Source organism: Cellulomonas sp. PSBB021 (assembly GCF_002240455.1).
GTDB lineage: Bacteria > Actinomycetota > Actinomycetes > Actinomycetales > Cellulomonadaceae > Cellulomonas > Cellulomonas uda.
Genome location: NZ_CP021430.1, coordinates 2089839 through 2108565, shown reverse-complemented (window position 1 = coordinate 2108565; position 18727 = coordinate 2089839). Strand labels below are relative to the sequence as shown.

Annotated in this window: 28 protein-coding genes; all 28 read left to right on the top strand. The window is 69.6% G+C overall.

What is annotated here, in order from left to right:
- The first annotated feature begins 130 nt into the window (after positions 1 to 130).
- The gene (gene rpsL / locus CBP52_RS09615) at positions 131 to 499 is read left to right on the top strand and encodes a 30S ribosomal protein S12 (protein WP_013882841.1); all 369 of its coding nucleotides are present in this window, start codon (positions 131 to 133) and stop codon (positions 497 to 499) included.
- Positions 500 to 503: 4 nt separating this feature from the next.
- Positions 504 to 974 (top strand): 30S ribosomal protein S7, encoded by a 471-nt coding sequence (rpsG, locus tag CBP52_RS09610; protein WP_048342519.1) that lies wholly within the window; start codon positions 504 to 506, stop codon positions 972 to 974.
- A 75-nt stretch (positions 975 to 1049) separates the two neighbouring features.
- A complete protein-coding gene (gene fusA / locus CBP52_RS09605) occupies positions 1050 to 3152 on the top strand; it encodes an elongation factor G (RefSeq protein ID WP_094180759.1) in 2103 nt (700 codons plus the stop codon).
- Positions 3153 to 3274: 122 nt separating this feature from the next.
- Complete coding sequence (gene tuf / locus CBP52_RS09600) at positions 3275 to 4468, top strand: elongation factor Tu (protein WP_094180758.1); 1194 nt, start codon at positions 3275 to 3277, stop codon at positions 4466 to 4468.
- A 205-nt stretch (positions 4469 to 4673) separates the two neighbouring features.
- Entirely contained in the window at positions 4674 to 5513 is an 840-nt protein-coding gene (locus CBP52_RS09595; RefSeq protein ID WP_157732567.1) for a hypothetical protein, read from the top strand.
- A 157-nt stretch (positions 5514 to 5670) separates the two neighbouring features.
- Positions 5671 to 5946, top strand: a complete 276-nt coding sequence (locus CBP52_RS09590; protein WP_094180756.1) for a hypothetical protein — start codon at positions 5671 to 5673, stop codon at positions 5944 to 5946.
- Positions 5947 to 6225: 279 nt separating this feature from the next.
- Positions 6226 to 6534 carry a 30S ribosomal protein S10 gene (gene rpsJ, locus CBP52_RS09585; protein WP_013117879.1) on the top strand — a complete coding sequence of 103 codons (309 nt, stop codon included), beginning with the start codon at positions 6226 to 6228 and terminating at the stop codon, positions 6532 to 6534.
- 23 nt (positions 6535 to 6557) lie between these two features.
- Entirely contained in the window at positions 6558 to 7217 is a 660-nt protein-coding gene (gene rplC, locus CBP52_RS09580; RefSeq protein WP_094180755.1) for a 50S ribosomal protein L3, read from the top strand.
- Between the two features lie 5 nt (positions 7218 to 7222).
- Positions 7223 to 7909, top strand: a complete 687-nt coding sequence (gene rplD, locus CBP52_RS09575) for a 50S ribosomal protein L4 (protein WP_094182299.1) — start codon at positions 7223 to 7225, stop codon at positions 7907 to 7909.
- Complete coding sequence (gene rplW, locus CBP52_RS09570) at positions 7906 to 8208, top strand: 50S ribosomal protein L23 (RefSeq protein WP_048342528.1); 303 nt, start codon at positions 7906 to 7908, stop codon at positions 8206 to 8208. The genes rplD and rplW overlap by 4 nt, the downstream gene beginning before the upstream one ends.
- 16 nt (positions 8209 to 8224) lie before the next feature.
- Positions 8225 to 9061, top strand: a complete 837-nt coding sequence (gene rplB, locus CBP52_RS09565; protein ID WP_094180754.1) for a 50S ribosomal protein L2 — start codon at positions 8225 to 8227, stop codon at positions 9059 to 9061.
- Between the two features lie 15 nt (positions 9062 to 9076).
- The gene (gene rpsS, locus CBP52_RS09560; RefSeq protein ID WP_013882860.1) at positions 9077 to 9358 is read left to right on the top strand and encodes a 30S ribosomal protein S19; all 282 of its coding nucleotides are present in this window, start codon (positions 9077 to 9079) and stop codon (positions 9356 to 9358) included.
- Between the two features lie 50 nt (positions 9359 to 9408).
- Positions 9409 to 9774: a 50S ribosomal protein L22 gene (rplV, locus tag CBP52_RS09555; protein ID WP_094180753.1), complete on the top strand. Its 366-nt coding sequence runs from the start codon at positions 9409 to 9411 to the stop codon at positions 9772 to 9774.
- Between the two features lie 2 nt (positions 9775 to 9776).
- Positions 9777 to 10610 carry a 30S ribosomal protein S3 gene (gene rpsC, locus CBP52_RS09550; protein WP_094180752.1) on the top strand — a complete coding sequence of 278 codons (834 nt, stop codon included), beginning with the start codon at positions 9777 to 9779 and terminating at the stop codon, positions 10608 to 10610.
- Between the two features lie 3 nt (positions 10611 to 10613).
- A complete protein-coding gene (gene rplP / locus CBP52_RS09545; protein WP_094180751.1) occupies positions 10614 to 11030 on the top strand; it encodes a 50S ribosomal protein L16 in 417 nt (138 codons plus the stop codon).
- Positions 11030 to 11269 (top strand): 50S ribosomal protein L29, encoded by a 240-nt coding sequence (gene rpmC, locus CBP52_RS09540; RefSeq protein WP_094180750.1) that lies wholly within the window; start codon positions 11030 to 11032, stop codon positions 11267 to 11269. Before rplP ends, rpmC begins: the two co-directional genes overlap by 1 nt.
- Before the next feature lie 8 nt (positions 11270 to 11277).
- On the top strand, positions 11278 to 11562 hold the full coding sequence (gene rpsQ, locus CBP52_RS09535; RefSeq protein WP_094180749.1) for a 30S ribosomal protein S17: 285 nt from the start codon (positions 11278 to 11280) through the stop codon (positions 11560 to 11562).
- Between the two features lie 204 nt (positions 11563 to 11766).
- Positions 11767 to 12135, top strand: a complete 369-nt coding sequence (gene rplN / locus CBP52_RS09530; protein WP_013882866.1) for a 50S ribosomal protein L14 — start codon at positions 11767 to 11769, stop codon at positions 12133 to 12135.
- A gap of 2 nt (positions 12136 to 12137) precedes the next feature.
- Positions 12138 to 12479 (top strand): 50S ribosomal protein L24, encoded by a 342-nt coding sequence (rplX, locus tag CBP52_RS09525; protein ID WP_094180748.1) that lies wholly within the window; start codon positions 12138 to 12140, stop codon positions 12477 to 12479.
- Between the two features lies 1 nt (position 12480).
- Positions 12481 to 13053, top strand: coding sequence for a 50S ribosomal protein L5 (gene rplE / locus CBP52_RS09520; RefSeq protein WP_094180747.1), 573 nt, complete (start codon positions 12481 to 12483; stop codon positions 13051 to 13053).
- Between the two features lie 4 nt (positions 13054 to 13057).
- Positions 13058 to 13243: a type Z 30S ribosomal protein S14 gene (locus tag CBP52_RS09515; protein ID WP_048342538.1), complete on the top strand. Its 186-nt coding sequence runs from the start codon at positions 13058 to 13060 to the stop codon at positions 13241 to 13243.
- Positions 13244 to 13322: 79 nt separating this feature from the next.
- A complete protein-coding gene (gene rpsH / locus CBP52_RS09510) occupies positions 13323 to 13721 on the top strand; it encodes a 30S ribosomal protein S8 (protein ID WP_094180746.1) in 399 nt (132 codons plus the stop codon).
- Positions 13722 to 13748: 27 nt separating this feature from the next.
- Complete coding sequence (gene rplF, locus CBP52_RS09505; protein ID WP_094180745.1) at positions 13749 to 14285, top strand: 50S ribosomal protein L6; 537 nt, start codon at positions 13749 to 13751, stop codon at positions 14283 to 14285.
- A gap of 3 nt (positions 14286 to 14288) precedes the next feature.
- Positions 14289 to 14660: a 50S ribosomal protein L18 gene (gene rplR / locus CBP52_RS09500; protein ID WP_094180744.1), complete on the top strand. Its 372-nt coding sequence runs from the start codon at positions 14289 to 14291 to the stop codon at positions 14658 to 14660.
- A 31-nt stretch (positions 14661 to 14691) separates the two neighbouring features.
- Entirely contained in the window at positions 14692 to 15336 is a 645-nt protein-coding gene (rpsE, locus tag CBP52_RS09495) for a 30S ribosomal protein S5 (RefSeq protein ID WP_094180743.1), read from the top strand.
- Positions 15336 to 15518, top strand: coding sequence for a 50S ribosomal protein L30 (rpmD, locus tag CBP52_RS09490; protein ID WP_094180742.1), 183 nt, complete (start codon positions 15336 to 15338; stop codon positions 15516 to 15518). The genes rpsE and rpmD overlap by 1 nt, the downstream gene beginning before the upstream one ends.
- 2 nt (positions 15519 to 15520) lie before the next feature.
- Positions 15521 to 16207, top strand: coding sequence for a 50S ribosomal protein L15 (rplO, locus tag CBP52_RS09485; protein ID WP_094180741.1), 687 nt, complete (start codon positions 15521 to 15523; stop codon positions 16205 to 16207).
- A gap of 300 nt (positions 16208 to 16507) precedes the next feature.
- Positions 16508 to 18673: a CshA/CshB family fibrillar adhesin-related protein gene (locus tag CBP52_RS09480; RefSeq protein WP_094180740.1), complete on the top strand. Its 2166-nt coding sequence runs from the start codon at positions 16508 to 16510 to the stop codon at positions 18671 to 18673.
- Positions 18674 to 18727: the final 54 nt, after the last annotated feature.

The window sequence follows — 18727 nt, the reverse complement described above, 5'->3', positions numbered from 1 at the left end:
GAGCGCGGGGGTCGGTGCGGGAGGAAAGACCAGGCGATAGCCGCGCGACGGGCGGCGACTCGCGCACTTGCCGGCCGTCCTGGGTGACGGGGTCCGGTCGACCAGAGCTCATCTACCAGACGGAGACGTAGTGCCTACGATCCAGCAGCTGGTCCGCAAGGGCCGGCAGGCGAAGACGAACAAGTCGAAGACGCCTGCCCTCAAGGGCAGCCCCCAGCGTCGCGGTGTGTGCACGCGCGTGTACACCACGACCCCCAAGAAGCCGAACTCCGCCCTGCGCAAGGTCGCCCGTGTGCGCCTGTCGTCGGGTGTCGAGGTCACGGCGTACATCCCCGGCGTGGGCCACAACCTCCAGGAGCACTCGATCGTGCTCGTCCGCGGCGGTCGTGTGAAGGACCTCCCCGGTGTCCGCTACAAGATCGTGCGCGGCGCGCTCGACACGCAGGGCGTGAAGAACCGCAAGCAGGCGCGCAGCCGCTACGGCGCGAAGAAGGGCTGAACCGATGCCTCGTAAGGGTCCCGCCCCGAAGCGGCCGCTGATCGTCGACCCCGTCTACGGGTCGCCGGTCGTCACGCAGCTCATCAACAAGATCCTCCTCGACGGCAAGAAGACCGTCGCCGAGTCGATCGTCTACGGCGCGCTCGAGGGCGTGCGCGAGAAGACCCAGCAGGACCCGGTCGTCGTGCTCAAGCGCGCGCTCGACAACGTGCGTCCGTCGCTCGAGGTCAAGTCGCGTCGTGTCGGTGGCGCCACCTACCAGGTGCCGATCGAGGTGCGCCCCGTGCGTTCCACGACGCTCGCGCTGCGCTGGCTCACCGACTACTCGCGCGCTCGTCGCGAGAAGACGATGACCGAGCGCCTCATGAACGAGATCCTCGACGCGTCCAACGGCCTCGGTGCCGCTGTGAAGCGCCGCGAGGACATGCACAAGATGGCCGAGTCCAACCGGGCCTTCGCGCACTACCGCTGGTGATTCCAGCCGGTGCGGCCGGCACGCGACAGCGTGTGCCGGCCGCACACCGAGCCAACCGACAAGGGGCAGACCAACGTGGCACTTGACGTGCTGACGGACCTCACGAAGGTCCGCAACATCGGCATCATGGCGCACATCGATGCCGGCAAGACGACGACCACCGAGCGGATCCTGTTCTACACCGGGGTCAACTACAAGATCGGTGAGACGCACGACGGTGCGTCGACGATGGACTGGATGGAGCAGGAGCAGGAGCGCGGCATCACGATCACGTCCGCCGCGACGACCTGCTACTGGAAGAACAACCAGATCAACATCATCGACACGCCCGGTCACGTGGACTTCACCGTCGAGGTCGAGCGCTCGCTGCGCGTCCTCGACGGCGCCGTCGCCGTGTTCGACGGCAAGGAGGGCGTGGAGCCCCAGTCGGAGACCGTGTGGCGCCAGGCCGACAAGTACGACGTCCCGCGCATCTGCTTCGTCAACAAGATGGACAAGCTGGGTGCGGACTTCTACTTCACGGTGAAGACGATCGTGGACCGCCTCAAGGCCAAGCCGCTGGTCCTCCAGCTGCCCATCGGCTCCGAGAGCGACTTCATCGGCGTCGTGGACCTGGTCGAGCAGCGTGCGCTCGTCTGGCGCGGTGAGACCGCGCTCGGCGAGAAGTACGAGGTCGAGGACATCCCGGCCGACCTGGTGGAGAAGGCGGAGCAGTACCGCGCCGAGCTCATCGAGGCCGTCGCCGAGACCGACGAGGCGCTGCTCGAGAAGTACCTCGGTGGCGAGGAGCTCACGGTCGCCGAGATCAAGGCGGGCATCCGCAAGCTCACGGTCGCGTCCGAGGCCTACCCGGTGCTGTGCGGCTCGGCGTTCAAGAACAAGGGCGTCCAGCCCATGCTCGACGCCGTGATCGACTACCTGCCGACGCCGCTGGACGTGCCGGCCGTCGAGGGCCACGACGTCAAGGACCCCGAGGTCGTCATCGAGCGCCACCCCGACGCGTCCGAGCCGTTCGCGGCGCTCGCGTTCAAGGTCGCCGCGCACCCGTTCTTCGGCAAGCTCACCTACGTCCGCGTGTACTCGGGCAAGGTCGAGCAGGGCGCCCAGGTCCTCAACGCGACCAAGGGCAAGAAGGAGCGCATCGGCAAGCTGTTCCAGATGCACTCCAACAAGGAGAACCCGGTCGGCGAGGCGCAGGCGGGGCACATCTACGCCTTCATCGGCCTCAAGGACGTCACGACCGGTGACACGCTCACCGACCCGAGCGCGCCCGTCGTGCTCGAGTCGATGACGTTCCCCGAGCCCGTCATCGACGTCGCGATCGAGCCGAAGACCAAGGGCGACCAGGAGAAGCTCTCCATCGCGATCCAGAAGCTCGCCGAGGAGGACCCGACGTTCCGGGTCAAGCTCGACGAGGAGACCGGCCAGACGGTCATCGGCGGCATGGGCGAGCTCCACCTCGACATCCTCGTCGACCGCATGCGTCGCGAGTTCAAGGTCGAGGCCAACGTCGGCAAGCCGCAGGTCGCGTACCGCGAGACGATCCGTCGCAAGGTCGAGAAGCTCGACTACACGCACAAGAAGCAGACCGGTGGTTCGGGCCAGTACGCGAAGGTCCAGGTGACCTTCGAGCCGCTGGAGTCCGACGAGGGCGAGCTGTACCAGTTCGAGAACGCGGTCACCGGTGGCCGCGTCCCGCGCGAGTACATCCCGTCGGTCGACGCCGGTATCCAGAGCGCGATGCAGCTCGGCGTGCTCGCGGGCTACCCGCTCGTGGGCATCAAGGCGACGCTCATCGACGGTGCGGCGCACGACGTCGACTCCTCGGAGATGGCGTTCAAGATCGCCGGCTCGATGGTCCTCAAGGAGGCGGTCCGCAAGGCCGACCCGGTTCTTCTCGAGCCGGTCATGGCCGTCGAGGTCCGCACCCCCGAGGACTACATGGGTGATGTCATCGGCGACCTGAACTCGCGCCGCGGCATGATCCAGTCCATGGAGGACGCGACGGGCGTGAAGGTGATCCGCGCCCAGGTGCCGCTCTCCGAGATGTTCGGGTACGTCGGTGACCTGCGGTCGAAGACCCAGGGTCGTGCGGTGTACTCGATGCAGTTCGACAGCTACGCCGAGGTTCCTCGTAACGTGGCCGAAGAGATCATCAAGAAGACCCGGGGCGAGTAAGTCCCACAGGTCGAAACCTGTAGTTCCATCACACAAACCGACCCGTGGGGCCGCACGTCCTGCCGGTACCTTCCGGTACCTGCAGCCGGGCAGTCTCTACCAAGTCCTGAGGAGGACACCTAGTGGGCAAGGCGAAGTTCGAGCGGACGAAGCCGCACGTCAACATCGGGACCATCGGTCACGTCGACCACGGCAAGACGACGCTGACCGCCGCGATCTCGAAGGTGCTGCACGACAAGTACCCCGACCTGAACCCCTTCACGCCGTTCGACGAGATCGACAAGGCGCCGGAGGAGAAGCAGCGCGGTATCACGATCAACATCGCGCACGTCGAGTACCAGACCGAGAAGCGTCACTACGCGCACGTCGACGCCCCCGGTCACGCCGACTACATCAAGAACATGATCACGGGCGCGGCGCAGATGGACGGCGCCATCCTCGTGGTCGCGGCGACGGACGGCCCGATGGCCCAGACGCGTGAGCACGTCCTGCTCGCCCGTCAGGTCGGCGTGCCCTACCTGCTCGTGGCGCTGAACAAGACCGACATGGTCGACGACGAGGAGATCCTGGACCTCGTCGAGATGGAGGTGCGCGAGCTCCTCACGTCGCAGGGCTTCCCCGGCGACGACGTCCCGGTGATCCGCGTCTCGGGCCTCAAGGCGCTCGAGGGCGACCCCACCTGGGTCAAGTCGGTCGAGGACCTGCTCGACGCCGTCGACGAGAACGTGCCGGACCCGGTGCGTGACATCGACAAGCCGTTCCTCATGCCGATCGAGGACGTCTTCACGATCACCGGTCGTGGCACCGTCGTGACGGGCCGCGTCGAGCGCGGTCAGCTCAAGGTGAACGAGGAGGTGGAGATCGTCGGCATCAAGGAGAAGGCGATCAAGACCACGGTCACCGGCGTCGAGATGTTCCGCAAGCTGCTCGACTACGCCGAGGCCGGCGAGAACGTCGGTCTGCTCCTGCGCGGCACGAAGCGCGAGGAGGTCGAGCGCGGCCAGGTCGTCGTCAAGCCCGGCTCGATCACGCCGCACACGGAGTTCGAGGGCCAGGTCTACATCCTGGCCAAGGACGAGGGTGGCCGTCACAACCCGTTCTACGGGAACTACCGCCCGCAGTTCTACTTCCGCACGACGGACGTCACCGGCGTCATCACGCTGCCCGAGGGCACCGAGATGGTCATGCCCGGTGACAACACCGAGATCCACGTGAACCTCATCCAGCCCATCGCGATGGAGGAGGGCCTCGGCTTCGCCATCCGCGAGGGTGGCCGCACCGTCGGCTCGGGCCGCGTCACGAAGATCCTCAAGTGATCCGAGCCCTACGGGGCTGATCGCACCACGCAGGGCCCGGGAGCTTCGGCTCCCGGGCCCTGCGCGCGCCCCGGCCCAAGGCGTCGTCCCTGCCTCTCGGAGGGGAGAAGAGGTGCCGGTCAGGGACGTACAAAACGTTTCACCCCGCGGGTGGTTCGTCCGGATCCCTCGCGTGCGCGTGGCGCGCGCGGTTAGCGTCCTGCGCATGTCCGCTGAGCTCCCTCCGCCGCGTGACGCGGCCGGCCGTCGCGACGCCGCGACCGCCGTCGACACGCCCCCCTCCTCCCCGTCCTTCGACTCGGTCGTCGCCTCCTCGGCGTCGGGCCCCGCACCCGCGGGGCGCGGCAAGGTCGTCGGCTGGGTGGTCGGCATCGCCATCGCCGTCGTCCTGGGCATCGGCGCCTACGCCGTGCTGGGCGGTGGCTCCGACGACGACGCGGCCGGCGACGACGCCGACGCCGCCACGAGCGCCTCGATCGCACGCGGCGACGCGACCTCCGCGCAGCTGCGCATCGAGGGCTCGGTCGGCACGGTGCAGCTGAGCGCGGACGCGCCGGCCGACAAGCTGCTCGCGCTGGGTGCCACCGGCGCCGACGCCGCGGCGCAGGCCACCGAGGGCAGCCCGGCGGTCGCGACGCTGTCCGGCGAGTCGTCGACCGTGCAGGTCGCCCCGGACGCCCAGTGGTCGGTCGTCCTCGACGTGCAGACCGACACCGTCTCCGGTGACCTCTCGGCGGCGGACGTCGCCGAGCTGCGGGTCGTCGCGGGCACCCGGTCGGTCGACGTGCGCCTGGGCGAGCCGACGGGCGCGTCCGTGATCAACCTCGAGGCCGGCCTCGGCTCGTTCCTGCTCACCGTGCCCGACGGGGTCGGGGTGAAGGTCGTCGTCCAGGGCGGCGCCGGCCAGGTCATGATCGACGACGTGACCGAGAACTCGGTCACGTCGGGCTCGACGTTCACCACCGAGGGCTTCGTCGAGGCGGACCCGCACTACGTCGTCGAGGTGCCGAGCGGCGTCGGGACGCTCATGGTGCACCACGGCTGAGCACACGCCCGCTGGGCACGAGCCGACCGCGCACGAGCCTGCTGAGCACGCGCCGGCTGAGCGCACACCGCGCAGGTCGCAGGAGCCGTCCACCACCCCCGGGGCGTGGGCGGCTCCTGCGCATGCCCGGCGACGGGAACCCCGCACCCGCCGCACGGTGCTGGTGGGGCTCGGGGTGCCCGTCGTCGCGCTCGCAGCGGTGGTCGCCGCGACCGTGCTCGACGCCGACGATGCGCCGCGCGCCTGCTCCCGCACCGCCGAGGCGCCCACCGGGGGGACGGTGCGGACGGTCGCGCAAGGGGCGCAGCTCGCGATCGGTGACGCGCGGCTCGGGGTCGGTGGCCTGTCCGGCGACGGGTGCACCGTCACGACGTTCGGCGATGTGGCGTCGCTCGAGGTGGTGCGGGGCCGCCCGCGCGCTGCCGTGGAGTGAGTCCGAGGTCACGACCGGGCCCGGTTGGAGTTCGACGGCCTCGTCTGGCACACTGTTCAGGTTGCCCGCTACGGGTGTGCCTTCGTGTGCGCCTGAGGCAGGGCAGACAGACGTGGCGAACCGCGTCAGCCCCGGGGTCCACCCGGTGGTGGCGGTTCGACGACAACCACCGATCCTGTACCGCACGGTACGCAGCGCCCTGGTGAGTCGCTCAACGCGACACGCCCGAGCGCGGGGGTCGGACAGGACTGGTTCGAAGAGAGAGAAGTAGAGGACGCCATGGCGGGACAGAAGATCCGCATCCGGCTCAAGTCCTACGACCACGAGGTCATCGACAGCTCGGCGCGCAAGATCGTCGACACGGTGACTCGCGCTGGTGCGTCGGTCGTGGGTCCGGTGCCGCTGCCGACGGAGAAGAACGTCTTCTGCGTCATCCGGTCGCCCCACAAGTACAAGGACAGCCGCGAGCACTTCGAGATGCGTACGCACAAGCGGCTGATCGACATCATCGACCCCACGCCGAAGGCCGTCGACTCGCTCATGCGTCTCGACCTGCCCGCGGACGTGAACATCGAGATCAAGCTCTGATCGCTGGGAAGGAACTGATCCTCATGGCTACCCAGCAGAACGCGCGCCCCGTCACGGCGCTGCTCGGCCGCAAGCTCGGCATGACCCAGCTGTGGGACGAGGCCGGTCGCCTCGTGCCCGTCACGGTCGTCGAGATCGGCACGAACGTGGTGACGCAGGTCCGCTCCGCTGAGGCTGACGGCTACGCGGCTGTCCAGCTGGCCTTCGGCCAGATCGACCCGCGCAAGGTCACCAAGCCGCTCAAGGGCCACTTCGAGAAGGCGGGGGTCACCCCCCGTCGGCACGTGGCTGAGATCCGCACGTCGAACGCGGCCGAGTTCACGCTCGGCCAGGAGCTCGACGCGACCGTCTTCGAGGCAGGCCAGCTCGTCGACGTCATCGGTACCACCAAGGGCAAGGGCACCGCCGGTGTCATGAAGCGTCACGGCTTCTCCGGCGTGAGCGCGTCCCACGGTGCGCACCGCAACCACCGCAAGCCGGGCTCGATCGGTGGCGCGTCGACGCCGTCGCGCGTGTTCAAGGGCCTGCGTATGGCCGGTCGGATGGGCGTCGCCCGTCAGACCACCCAGAACCTGACCGTGCACGCGGTCGACGCCGAGCGGGGCCTCCTGCTCGTCAAGGGTGCCGTCCCCGGCCCCAAGAACGGCGTCGTCGTCGTGCGTACCGCTGTGAAGGGTGCGTGACCTCGATGAGCGACACGCTGACCGTCGACGTCCTGGACCCGAAGGGCAAGAAGGCCGGTACGGCCGACCTGCCCGGTGAGGTCTTCGACGCCCCGACCAACGTCCCGCTGATCCACCAGGTGGTCGTCGCGCAGCTCGCGGCGGCTCGCCAGGGCACTCACGACACCAAGACGCGTGGTGAGGTCCGTGGTGGCGGCAAGAAGCCGTACAAGCAGAAGGGCACCGGTCGCGCCCGTCAGGGCTCGACGCGTGCTCCGCAGTTCGCCGGCGGTGGCACCGTCCACGGCCCGCAGCCGCGTGACTACTCGCAGCGCACCCCCAAGAAGATGAAGGCCGCGGCGCTCCGCGGTGCTCTCTCGGACCGCGCCCGCGCCGGTCGCGTGCACGTCGTCTCCGGCTTCGCGCCGGGTGAGGCCCCGTCGACGAAGGCCGCTCTCGCGGTGCTCGACAACCTCACCGTGCGTCGCCACGTCCTCGTGGTCGTGGAGCGCTCGGACGAGATCACGTGGAAGTCGCTGCGCAACGTCGAGCGCGTGCACCTGCTCGTCGCGGACCAGCTCAACACCTACGACGTCCTCGTCTCGGACGACGTCGTCTTCACGCAGGGCGCGCTCGACGCGTTCCTCGCGGGCCCGGTCAAGGGTGCGAAGGCGACGGCGACCTCGACCGAGGCCGAGGAGGAGTCCAAGTGACCAACGTCGGCAAGGACCCCCGCGACATCCTGATCGCGCCGGTGGTCTCCGAGAAGAGCTACGGCCTGCTCGACGAGGGCAAGTACACGTTCCTCGTCGACCCGCGGGCGAACAAGACCGAGATCAAGATCGCCGTCGAGCAGGTGTTCGGCGTGAAGGTCGACTCGGTCAACACCGCCAACCGTCAGGGCAAGGCCCGCCGGACCCGTTTCGGCATCGGCCGCCGCAAGGACACGAAGCGTGCGATCGTCACCCTCCGCGAGGGAACGATCGACATCTTCGGTGGTCCGGTCGGCTGAGAAGGACTGAGGACTCATGGGTATCCGTAAGTACAAGCCGACGACGCCGGGTCGCCGTGGCTCGAGCGTGGCCGACTTCGTCGAGATCACGCGCTCCACGCCGGAGAAGTCGCTCGTCAAGCCGCTGACCAAGTCGGGCGGCCGCAACAACACGGGTCGTGTGACGACGCGTCACCACGGTGGCGGGCACAAGCGCGCCTACCGCGTGATCGACTTCCGTCGTCACGACAAGGACGGCGTGCCGGCCAAGGTCGCGCACATCGAGTACGACCCCAACCGCACCGCGCGCATCGCGCTGCTGCACTACGCGGACGGCGAGAAGCGCTACATCATCGCGCCGAACAAGCTGTCGCAGGGTGACGTCGTCGAGGCCGGTGCCGGCGCGGACATCAAGCCCGGCAACAACCTGCCGCTGCGCAACATCCCGACCGGTACGGTCATCCACGCCATCGAGCTGCGGCCCGGCGGCGGTGCGAAGATCGCCCGCTCGGCCGGGACCTCGGTGCAGCTCGTCGCGAAGGACGGCCCGTACGCGCAGCTGCGCATGCCGTCCGGCGAGATCCGCAACGTCGACCTGCGCTGCCGCGCCACGATCGGCGAGGTCGGCAACGCCGAGCAGTCGAACATCAACTGGGGCAAGGCCGGCCGCATGCGCTGGAAGGGCAAGCGCCCGACCGTCCGCGGTGTCGCCATGAACCCGATCGACCACCCGCACGGTGGTGGTGAGGGCAAGACCTCCGGTGGCCGCCACCCGGTGAGCCCATGGGGTCAGGCCGAGGGCCGTACCCGCCGTCCGAACAAGCCGAGCGACAAGCTCATCGTGCGCCGTCGGCGCACCGGCAAGAAGCGCTGATAGGAGCCCGAGAGAATGCCTCGCAGCCTCAAGAAGGGCCCGTTCGTCGACGGCCACCTCCAGAAGAAGGTCGACGTCCAGAACGAGGCCGGCACGAAGAACGTCATCAAGACGTGGTCGCGTCGTTCGGTCATCACGCCGGACTTCCTCGGCCACACCTTCGCCGTCCACGACGGCCGTAAGCACACCCCGGTGTTCGTGACGGAGGCGATGGTCGGGCACAAGCTCGGCGAGTTCGCCCCGACGCGCACGTTCCGCGGCCACGAGAAGGACGACCGGAAGGGTCGTCGCCGCTGACCCCCGGGTCAGCAGGTGACGCCCTGACGGCAGAGACAGGAGCAGACACGATGGAAGCCAAGGCGAAGGCGCGGTTCGTCCGCGTCACGCCCCAGAAGGCCCGACGCGTCGTCGACCTCATCCGTGGCAAGCAGGCCGGGGAGGCCGTGGCGGTGCTGAAGTTCGCGCCGCAGGCGGCCGCGGAGCCCGTCCTCAAGACGGTGCAGTCGGCGATCGCGAACGCGGTCGAGGGCGCCAAGCGCAACAGCCAGCGTCTCGACGAGGCCAACCTCTACATCTCGGAGGTCTTCGTCGACGAGGGCCCGACCCTGAAGCGGTTCCGTCCGCGTGCGCAGGGTCGCGCCAGCCAGATCCTCAAGCGCACGAGCCACATCACCGTGGTCGTCGCGGAGCGTGAGACGAAGGGACGGTCCTGACAGTGGGGCAGAAGGTCAACCCGCTCGGGTACCGCCTGGGCATCACCACCGATCACCGCTCGCGGTGGTTCGCCGACTCGACCAAGCCGGGTCAGCGCTACCGCGACTACGTCCGTGAGGACGTCCAGATCCGCAAGCTCATGAGCACGGGTCTGGAGCGCGCGGGCATCGCGAAGGTCGAGATCGAGCGCACGCGTGACCGCGTCCGCGTCGACATCCACACCGCCCGCCCGGGCATCGTCATCGGGCGTCGTGGCGCGGAGGCCGACCGCATCCGCGGCGAGCTCGAGAAGCTCACGGGCAAGCAGGTCCAGCTCAACATCCTCGAGGTCAAGAACGCCGAGCTCGAGGCTCAGCTGGTCGCCCAGGGCATCGCCGAGCAGCTCGCGAGCCGCGTGTCCTTCCGCCGTGCGATGCGCAAGGGCATCCAGTCCGCGCAGCGCGCCGGCGCCAAGGGCATCCGCGTGCAGGTCTCCGGCCGTCTCGGCGGCGCGGAGATGAGCCGCACGGAGTTCTACCGCGAGGGTCGTGTGCCGCTGCACACTCTCCGCGCGAACATCGACTACGGGTTCTTCGAGGCCCGCACGACGTTCGGTCGCATCGGCGTCAAGGTGTGGGTCTACAAGGGCGACATGACCGAGAAGGAGTACGCCCGCGAGCAGGCGAGCGCCGCTCCGCGTCCGTCGCGTGGCCCTCGTGGCGACCGCGGCGACCGCGGTGACCGTGGCCCGCGTGGTGGCGGTCGTCGTGAGCGCGAGGCGCAGGCTCCGGCCGCCGCCGAGGCTGCTGTCGAGGTCAACCCCGAGGCGACCCCTGAGACCGGAACGGAGGCCTGAGCCGTGCTGATCCCGCGCAGGCTGAAGCACCGCAAGCAGCACCACCCGAAGCGCTCCGGCGCGGCCACGGGTGGCACCACGATCTCGTTCGGCGAGTACGGCATCCAGGCTCTCGAGCCCGCCTACGTCACGAACCGCCAGATCGAGGCTGCTCGTATCGCGATGACCCGCCACATCAAGCGTGGCGGAAAGGTCTGGATCAACATCTACCCGGACCGCCCGCTCACGAAGAAGCCCGCCGAGACCCGCATGGGGTCCGGCAAGGGTTCGCCCGAGTGGTGGATCGCCAACGTCAAGCCCGGCCGAGTGATGTTCGAGCTCGCCGGCGTCCCGGAGCCCCTGGCGCGCGAGGCCATGCGCCGCGCGCAGCACAAGCTCCCGATGAAGACCCGTTTCGTGGTTCGCGAGGGTGGTAACTGATGGCTATCGGAACCAAGGACCTGGCTCCCAGCGAGCTGGACGCCTTCGACGACGAGAAGCTGGTGAGCGAGCTGAAGAAGGCCAAGGAGGAGCTGTTCAACCTCCGCTTCCAGTCCGCGACCGGCCAGCTCGAGAGCCACGGGCGTCTGAAGGCCGTGCGCCGCGACATCGCGCGGATCTACACCATCCTGCGCGAGCGTGAGCTCGGCATCCGTACCGCGCCGACCGCGAGCGAGTGAGGCTGGACATGACCGAGAAGCACACCACCGCCACGGCCGAGCACCGCGCGTACCGCAAGACGCGCCGGGGCTACGTCGTGAGCGACAAGATGGACAAGACCGTCGTGGTCGAGGTCGAGGACCGGGTCAAGCACCCGCTCTACGGCAAGGTCATCCGCCGCACCTCCAAGGTGAAGGCGCACGACGAGCAGAACACCGCCGGCATCGGCGACCTGGTCCTCATCATGGAGACCCGCCCGCTCAGCGCGACCAAGCGCTGGCGCCTGGTGGAGATCCTGGAGAAGGCCAAGTAAGATCACGCGGCTTCGGCTGCGTGGAACGACCGCCGTCCGGCGGTCATCACAGTTGCCCACGGGCGGCGGGGAAGTCCGGTTCGAGAGCTCGGGCCGGCTCCCCGCCGCGACGTGTGCATCACGGCAACTATCCGTTCGGCCAGGCTCGGCGCGACGTGGGAACGCGGCGTGACCGAGAACCCGCCAGACGACAGGAGTAGGTAGATGATCCAGCAGGAGACGCGGCTTCGCGTCGCCGACAACACGGGTGCCAAGGAGATCCTCTGCATCCGTGTGCTCGGCGGTTCCGGCCGCCGCTACGCCGGGATCGGCGACGTCATCGTCGCCACCGTCAAGGACGCCATCCCCGGCGGCAACGTCAAGAAGGGCGACGTCGTCAAGGCGGTCGTCGTGCGCACCCGCAAGGAGCGCCGCCGCCCGGACGGCTCGTACATCAAGTTCGACGAGAACGCGGCCGTGATCCTCAAGAACGACGGGGAGCCCCGCGGCACCCGCATCTTCGGCCCCGTGGGCCGCGAGCTGCGCGACAAGAAGTTCATGAAGATCATCTCGCTGGCTCCGGAGGTGCTCTGACCATGGCGAAGATCAAGAAGGGCGACCTGGTGGTCGTCATCTCGGGCCGTGACAAGGGCAAGCAGGGCCGTGTGCTCGAGGTCCTCACGCAGACCCAGCGCGTCGTCGTCGAGGGCGTCCAGCGCGTGCAGAAGCACGTCAAGGCCGGCCAGACGGCTCGTGGCACCCGCACGGGTGGCATCGAGACGGTCGAGGCGCCCATCCACATCAGCAACGTGATGCTCGTGGACCCGGAGACCAAGAAGGGCACCCGGGTCGGCTACCGCACCGAGCAGGTCGAGCGCGACGGCCGCACGCGGAACGTCCGTGTCCGCGTCGCCAAGCGCTCCGGGAAGGACGTCTGACATGACCGAGACGACGATCCAGGCTCCGGCGCTGCCCCGCCTCAAGACCAAGTACAACGACGAGATCCGTGCCGCGCTGCGTGAGCAGTTCGGCCACGAGAACATCAACCAGGTCGCGCGCCTGGTGAAGGTCGTCGTGAACATGGGCGTGGGCGAGGCCGCCAAGGACTCCAAGCTCATCGAGGGTGCGATCCGCGACCTGACCCAGATCACGGGTCAGAAGCCGCAGGTCACCAAGGCCCGCAAGTCCATCGCGCAGTTCAAGCTGCGTGAGGGCATGCCGATCGGCGCGCACGTCACGCTGCGCGGCGACCGGGCCTGGGAGTTCCTCGACCGCCTGCTGTCGACGGCGCTGCCGCGCATCCGCGACTTCCGCGGCCTGTCGCCCAAGCAGTTCGACGGCAACGGCAACTACACGTTCGGCCTCGTGGAGCAGTCCGTGTTCCACGAGATCGACCAGGACAAGATCGACCGCGTCCGCGGCATGGACATCACGGTCGTCACGACGGCGGGCACCGACGACGAGGGACGCGCGTTCCTCAAGCTCCTCGGCTTCCCGTTCAAGGAGGACTGACCCCATGGCGAAGACCGCTCTGATCAACAAGGCGAACGCCAAGCCGAAGTTCGCGGTGCGTGGGTACACGCGCTGCCAGCGCTGCGGCCGTCCGCACTCGGTGTACCGCAAGTTCGGCCTGTGCCGGATCTGCGTGCGGGAGATGGCCCACCGCGGCGAGCTCCCCGGCGTCACCAAGAGCAGCTGGTAATCCGTTCGCGACACCCCCAGTCGGTAGGTCCCGTGCCGCCCAGCGGCCCGGGATACCCCGGCAGAAAGGCTGACAAGCCATGACCATGACCGACCCGATCGCAGACTTCCTGACGCGTCTGCGCAACGCGAACTCGGCGCACCACGACTCGGTGACGATCCCGTTCTCGAAGCTCAAGTCGCACATCGCGGAGATCCTGCAGGCCGAGGGTTTCATCCAGGGCTGGAAGGTCGAGGACGCCCCCGTGGGCAAGAACCTCGTCGTCGAGCTCAAGTACGGCCCGAACCGCGAGCGTGCGCTCGCCGGCGTCAAGCGCGTGTCCAAGCCGGGCCTGCGCGTGTACGCCAAGTCCACCAACCTGCCGAAGGTGCTCGGCGGCCTCGGCGTGGCGATCCTGTCCACGTCCTCGGGCCTCCTCACCGACAAGCAGGCCGCCAAGAAGGGCGTGGGTGGGGAAGTCCTCGCCTACGTCTGGTGAGCTGAGACCAGGAAAGGAGCAGAATCCATGTCCCGCATCGGACGGATTCCCGTCCCGGTCCCGGCCGGGGTGGACGTCACCATCGACGGCGCCGTCGTGACCGTGAAGGGCCCCAAGGGGACCCTCACGCACACGGTCGCCGCGCCCATCGAGGTCAAGCAGGAGGACGCGACGCTCGTCGTGACGCGTCCCGACGACGAGCGCAACTCGCGCTCGCTGCACGGCCTCACCCGCACGCTCCTGGCCAACCTGGTCACGGGTGTGACGGAGGGCTACACCAAGAAGCTCGAGATCGTCGGCACCGGTTACCGCGTGACCGCCAAGGGCTCGGACCTCGAGTTCGCGCTGGGCTTCAGCCACCCCGTCGTCGTCACGCCGCCGGAGGGCATCTCCTTCGTCGTCGAGGCGCCGACGCGCTTCTCGGTGCAGGGCATCGACAAGCAGCAGGTCGGCGAGGTCGCCGCGAACATCCGCAAGATCCGCAAGCCCGAGCCGTACAAGGGCAAGGGCGTGCGCTACGCGGGCGAGAACGTGCGCCGCAAGGTCGGAAAGGCTGGTAAGTAAGCCATGGCGATCAGCATCAAGGGCAAGGGCAAGGCGATCTCGCGCAAGCGTCGTCACCTGCGTCTGCGCAAGAAGGTCACCGGCACCGCGGCCCGTCCGCGTCTCGTCGTGACGCGCTCCGCGCGCCACATCACCGCTCAGGTCGTCGACGACGCGATCGGCCAGACCGTCGCGTCGGCCTCCACGCTCGAGGCGGACCTGCGCGCGACGGACGGCGACAAGACGGCCAAGGCGAAGAAGGTCGGCGAGCTCGTCGCCGAGCGCGCCAAGGCCAAGGGCGTCGAGGCGGTCGTGTTCGACCGCGGCGGCAACAAGTACCACGGTCGTGTGGCCGCGGTCGCCGACGGTGCCCGCGAGGGCGGCCTGGCCCTGTGACGACGACGAACCGGAAGAAGAGGACTCACTGATGGCTGCTCCTGCACGCAGCAACACCGGTGCTCAGGGCACCGGCGGCGAGCGCCGCGACGGCGGTCGTCGTGACGGAGGCCGTCGCGGCGACGCGGCGGAGAAGAGCGCGTTCCTCGAGCGCGTCGTGACGATCAACCGTGTGGCCAAGGTCGTCAAGGGTGGTCGCCGCTTCAGCTTCACCGCGCTCGTCGTGGTGGGCGACGGTGACGGCACGGTCGGTGTCGGCTACGGCAAGGCCAAGGAGGTGCCCGCGGCGATCGCCAAGGGTGTCGAGGAGGCGAAGAAGAACTTCTTCCGCGTCCCCCGCATCCAGGGCACGATCCCGCACCCCATCACGGCCGAGTCGGCTGCCGGCATCGTCCACCTGCGCCCCGCGGCGCCCGGTACCGGTGTGATCGCCGGTGGTCCGGTGCGTGCGGTGCTCGAGTGCGCCGGCATCCACGACGTCCTGAGCAAGTCGCTCGGCTCGTCGAACGCGATCAACATCGTCCGGGCGACCGTGGCGGCGCTGCGCGGTCTCGAGGAGCCTCAGGCCGTGGCCGCGCGCCGTGGCCTGCCGCTCGAGCACGTCGTGCCCGCCCCGCTGCTGCGGGCGCAGGCCGCCGGCCAGGCCGCCAAGGCCGCCGAGAAGGTGGGTGCGTGATGGCCCGCCTCAAGGTGACGCAGAAGCGCTCCGGCATCGGTGGCAAGCAGAACCAGCGCGACACGCTCCGCACGCTTGGTCTCAAGCGCATCGGCGACGTCGTCGTCAAGGAGGACCGTCCCGAGATCCGCGGCATGGTGAAGACCGTGCAGCACCTCGTGGTGGTCGAGGAGGTCGAGTGACCATGGCTGACGAGACGAACGAGGTGACCGAGGCGCAGGACGCGCCGAAGGCCACCAAGAAGGCCCCGGCCAAGAAGGCGACGGCTGCCGCCGCCGAGAAGGCGCCCGCGAAGAAGGCGTCCTCGAAGGCTGCGGCGAAGGACGAGGCGGCTGCTGCCGCCCCGGCCGCCGCCGCGAAGAAGGCCCCGGCCGCCAAGTCCGCCGCTGCCAAGAAGGCGGCGGAGGACGCGGCGAAGCCCGGTGCCGGTGGCACGCTCAAGGTGCACCACCTGCGTCCGGCCCCGGGCGCCAAGACCGCGAAGACCCGTGTGGGCCGTGGTGAGGCGTCGAAGGGCAAGACCGCGGGCCGTGGCACCAAGGGCACCAAGGCCCGCTACCAGGTCCCGCAGCGCTTCGAGGGTGGCCAGATGCCGCTCCACATGCGCCTGCCGAAGCTTCGCGGCTTCAAGAACCCGTTCCGTGTCGAGTACCAGGTCGTCAACCTGGACAAGCTCTCGGCGCTGTACCCGGACGGTGGCGATGTGACGGTCGCCGACCTGGTCGCCAAGGGCGCGGTCCGCAAGGGCCAGCCGGTCAAGGTGCTCGGCACCGGTGACATCACGGTCAAGGTCTCCGTCGCTGTCGACGCCCTCTCGGCGTCGGCGAAGGAGAAGATCGTGGCGGCCGGCGGGTCGGTCCAGGAGGACTGACCTCGCGACGAGATCGCTGCAGCGGGCGGTCCTGGGAGAGATCCCGGGGCCGCCCGCTTCGTCGTCCCCGGGGTCCCTCGCCGCGGGCCGCGTGCGAGGCGTGGGCGTGGCAGTCGGCTGACCTGCGTCATCACCGCGGTGCCGTGTGCATCCGGGTTCGTCCTGCGGTGCCCGCAGAAAGGGTGAGGTGCTGCCACCCAGGGGCGATCCCGGTCCCACCTTCGTACCTTCAGGTCGCTCGTCCAACTCCCGATCACCGGTGCGGGCCCGCCCGGGTCCGTGTCCGGAGGAGGGTTGTCGATGAGCTCGCGGCTGATGCGTGCGGCGTGGACGGCGGTGGCCGTGCTCGTCGTCGCCGCCGCCGGCGTCGCGGTGCAGCCGGCCGCACCGGCCCGGTCGGCGGTCGGTGACGCGAGCTCGTCCAGCGGGTCGGGCGCGTCCGTCCGGGCGACCACGGGCAGCGGGCTGTACCGGGACCGAATCCTGTGGGTCAACTGGGGAGCCCAGGGCGCGTCGCTCAACGCGACGAGCACCACGGTGTGGACGTACCTCCAGGTGGGCGACCTCACGCGTCTCGAGGTGCAGTGCACGCTCAGCGGCCGCAGCGGCGACTCCCTCCAGGCGTACCGCTCGGGCCAGTGGGGCGCGGACGGTCTGCAGGTGCTCTACAACACGCCCGCGAACGACCTGGTGAACGGCATCGGCACGGTGAACCAGAGTGTCGCCGCCACGTTCAACCTGGGCTGCGGGACGGCCCGGCTCGCGACGTACGCGTCGTCGGCCTTCACGGGGGCGCCGACGTCCACCGCCGCGGTCACGCTGTCGGGCCTCGTGTTCGCCGACGCCGAGTCGACGAACGGCGGCGAGTTCACGCGCGCGACGCCGACGCCGAGCACGGCGACCTGGCGGATCCTCGACGTCTACCCGGGGACGTGCTCGGCGACCTACCGGGTGCAGCGCGACATGGCGAACCGGCTGACGCTCGGCGCGTCGGCGGAGTGCTCTGCGCCCGGACGTTCGGCGACCGCCGTGGCGTTCGCCCAGGGTGCGACGACGCTTGCGGTGAGCCTGGAAGGTTCAGGCCTCGCCGCCGCGGCTTTCGGAGTCGTCGTGGGCGTCGACTACGGCGACGCCCCCGCCTCGTACGGGCTCGCCGGCGGCGTCGTGCAGCCGACCTGGACGGGCGGCGAGCCCGGGGTCAACGTCTTCGGCTGGACGACGCTCGCGAGCAACGGGTCGGTGTCCTTCACCCGTGCCGTGCTCGGACCGCCGTCGACCCGCCTCGGGCCGAACGCGGTCCCCGAGCTGCTGCCCGCGTCGTCGGCCGACGCCTCGGGTGACACGCCCGACGAGGACGCGCTCGCGGCGGCGTTGGCGGACATCACCTACGTGCGCGGCGTGACGACGACGTACGCCGTCGCGAACATCCGGTGCGCCGCCGACGGCGCGACCACGTACGTGCGCGGGTGGCTGGACTGGAACCGCAACGGCCAGTTCGACGCGGGCGAGGCGTCCAGCGCGGACGCCACCTGCACGTCGACGACCTCGACCAACGTCACGCTGAGCTTCGCCGTACCGAGCACCGTGCCCGAGGGGCAGGCCGCCGGCGGTGACCGGACGTTCCTGCGCCTGATGGCCTCGACCGTCCAGGCGCAGCTCGCACCCACCGGGTTCACGGCGCGCGGCGAGGTCGAGGACTGGCCGGTCCGCCTGCGGGTCCCGCGCCTCCAGGTCACCAAGACGGCGAACGCGACGGTCATGCCGGCCGCGGGCGGGGTGGTCACGTACACGGTCGTCGCGACGAACGTCGGCAACGGCTCCTACACGGCTGCGGCGCCGGCGCGCGTCTACGACGACCTGACGGCCGTCACGGACGACGCGACGCGCGGCACCGTGACGTCGAGCCCGACGGGCGTGACCGTGTCGGGCCAGCTCGTCTCGTGGTCCGGTGCGCTGGACCCCGGCGCGTCGGTGACGCTGACGATCCCGGTCACCGTGCTCGCGACCCCGGGGGACCGCGTGATGACCAACGTCGCGCGCGTGTCCCACACGGTGCTCGCGGCGGGTTCGGTGACGTGCGCCGCGGGGTCGTCCGACGAGGCCGCGCAGGTCTGCGCGCGCCACGTCCTGTACCGCTCCGAGGTCCGCGTGACCAAGGAGGCGTTCACGAGCGCGGCGTTCACGACGCCGATCACGTCCGGCGCGTCGCTCGCGCCGGGGACGACCGTCTACTGGCGCTACACGGTGCAGAACACCGGCTCGGCGCCGCTCACGGACGTGGTGCTCACCGACACGGCGACGGACACCCGCACCGATGCCGGCGGCACGACGTCCGCCACGACCTCCCCGGTCATCTCCTGCCCGGGGACTCCCACGGTCACGCCAGGCACGAGCGTGACGATCTCCTCCCTCGCGGCCGGCGCCAGCCGGGTGTGCACCGCCACCGCGCCGGTCGGCGTGCTCTGACCGGATCCAGACCGCCCGAGCCCGGACGGACTGCGGCCCCTCGCGGGGCGAACC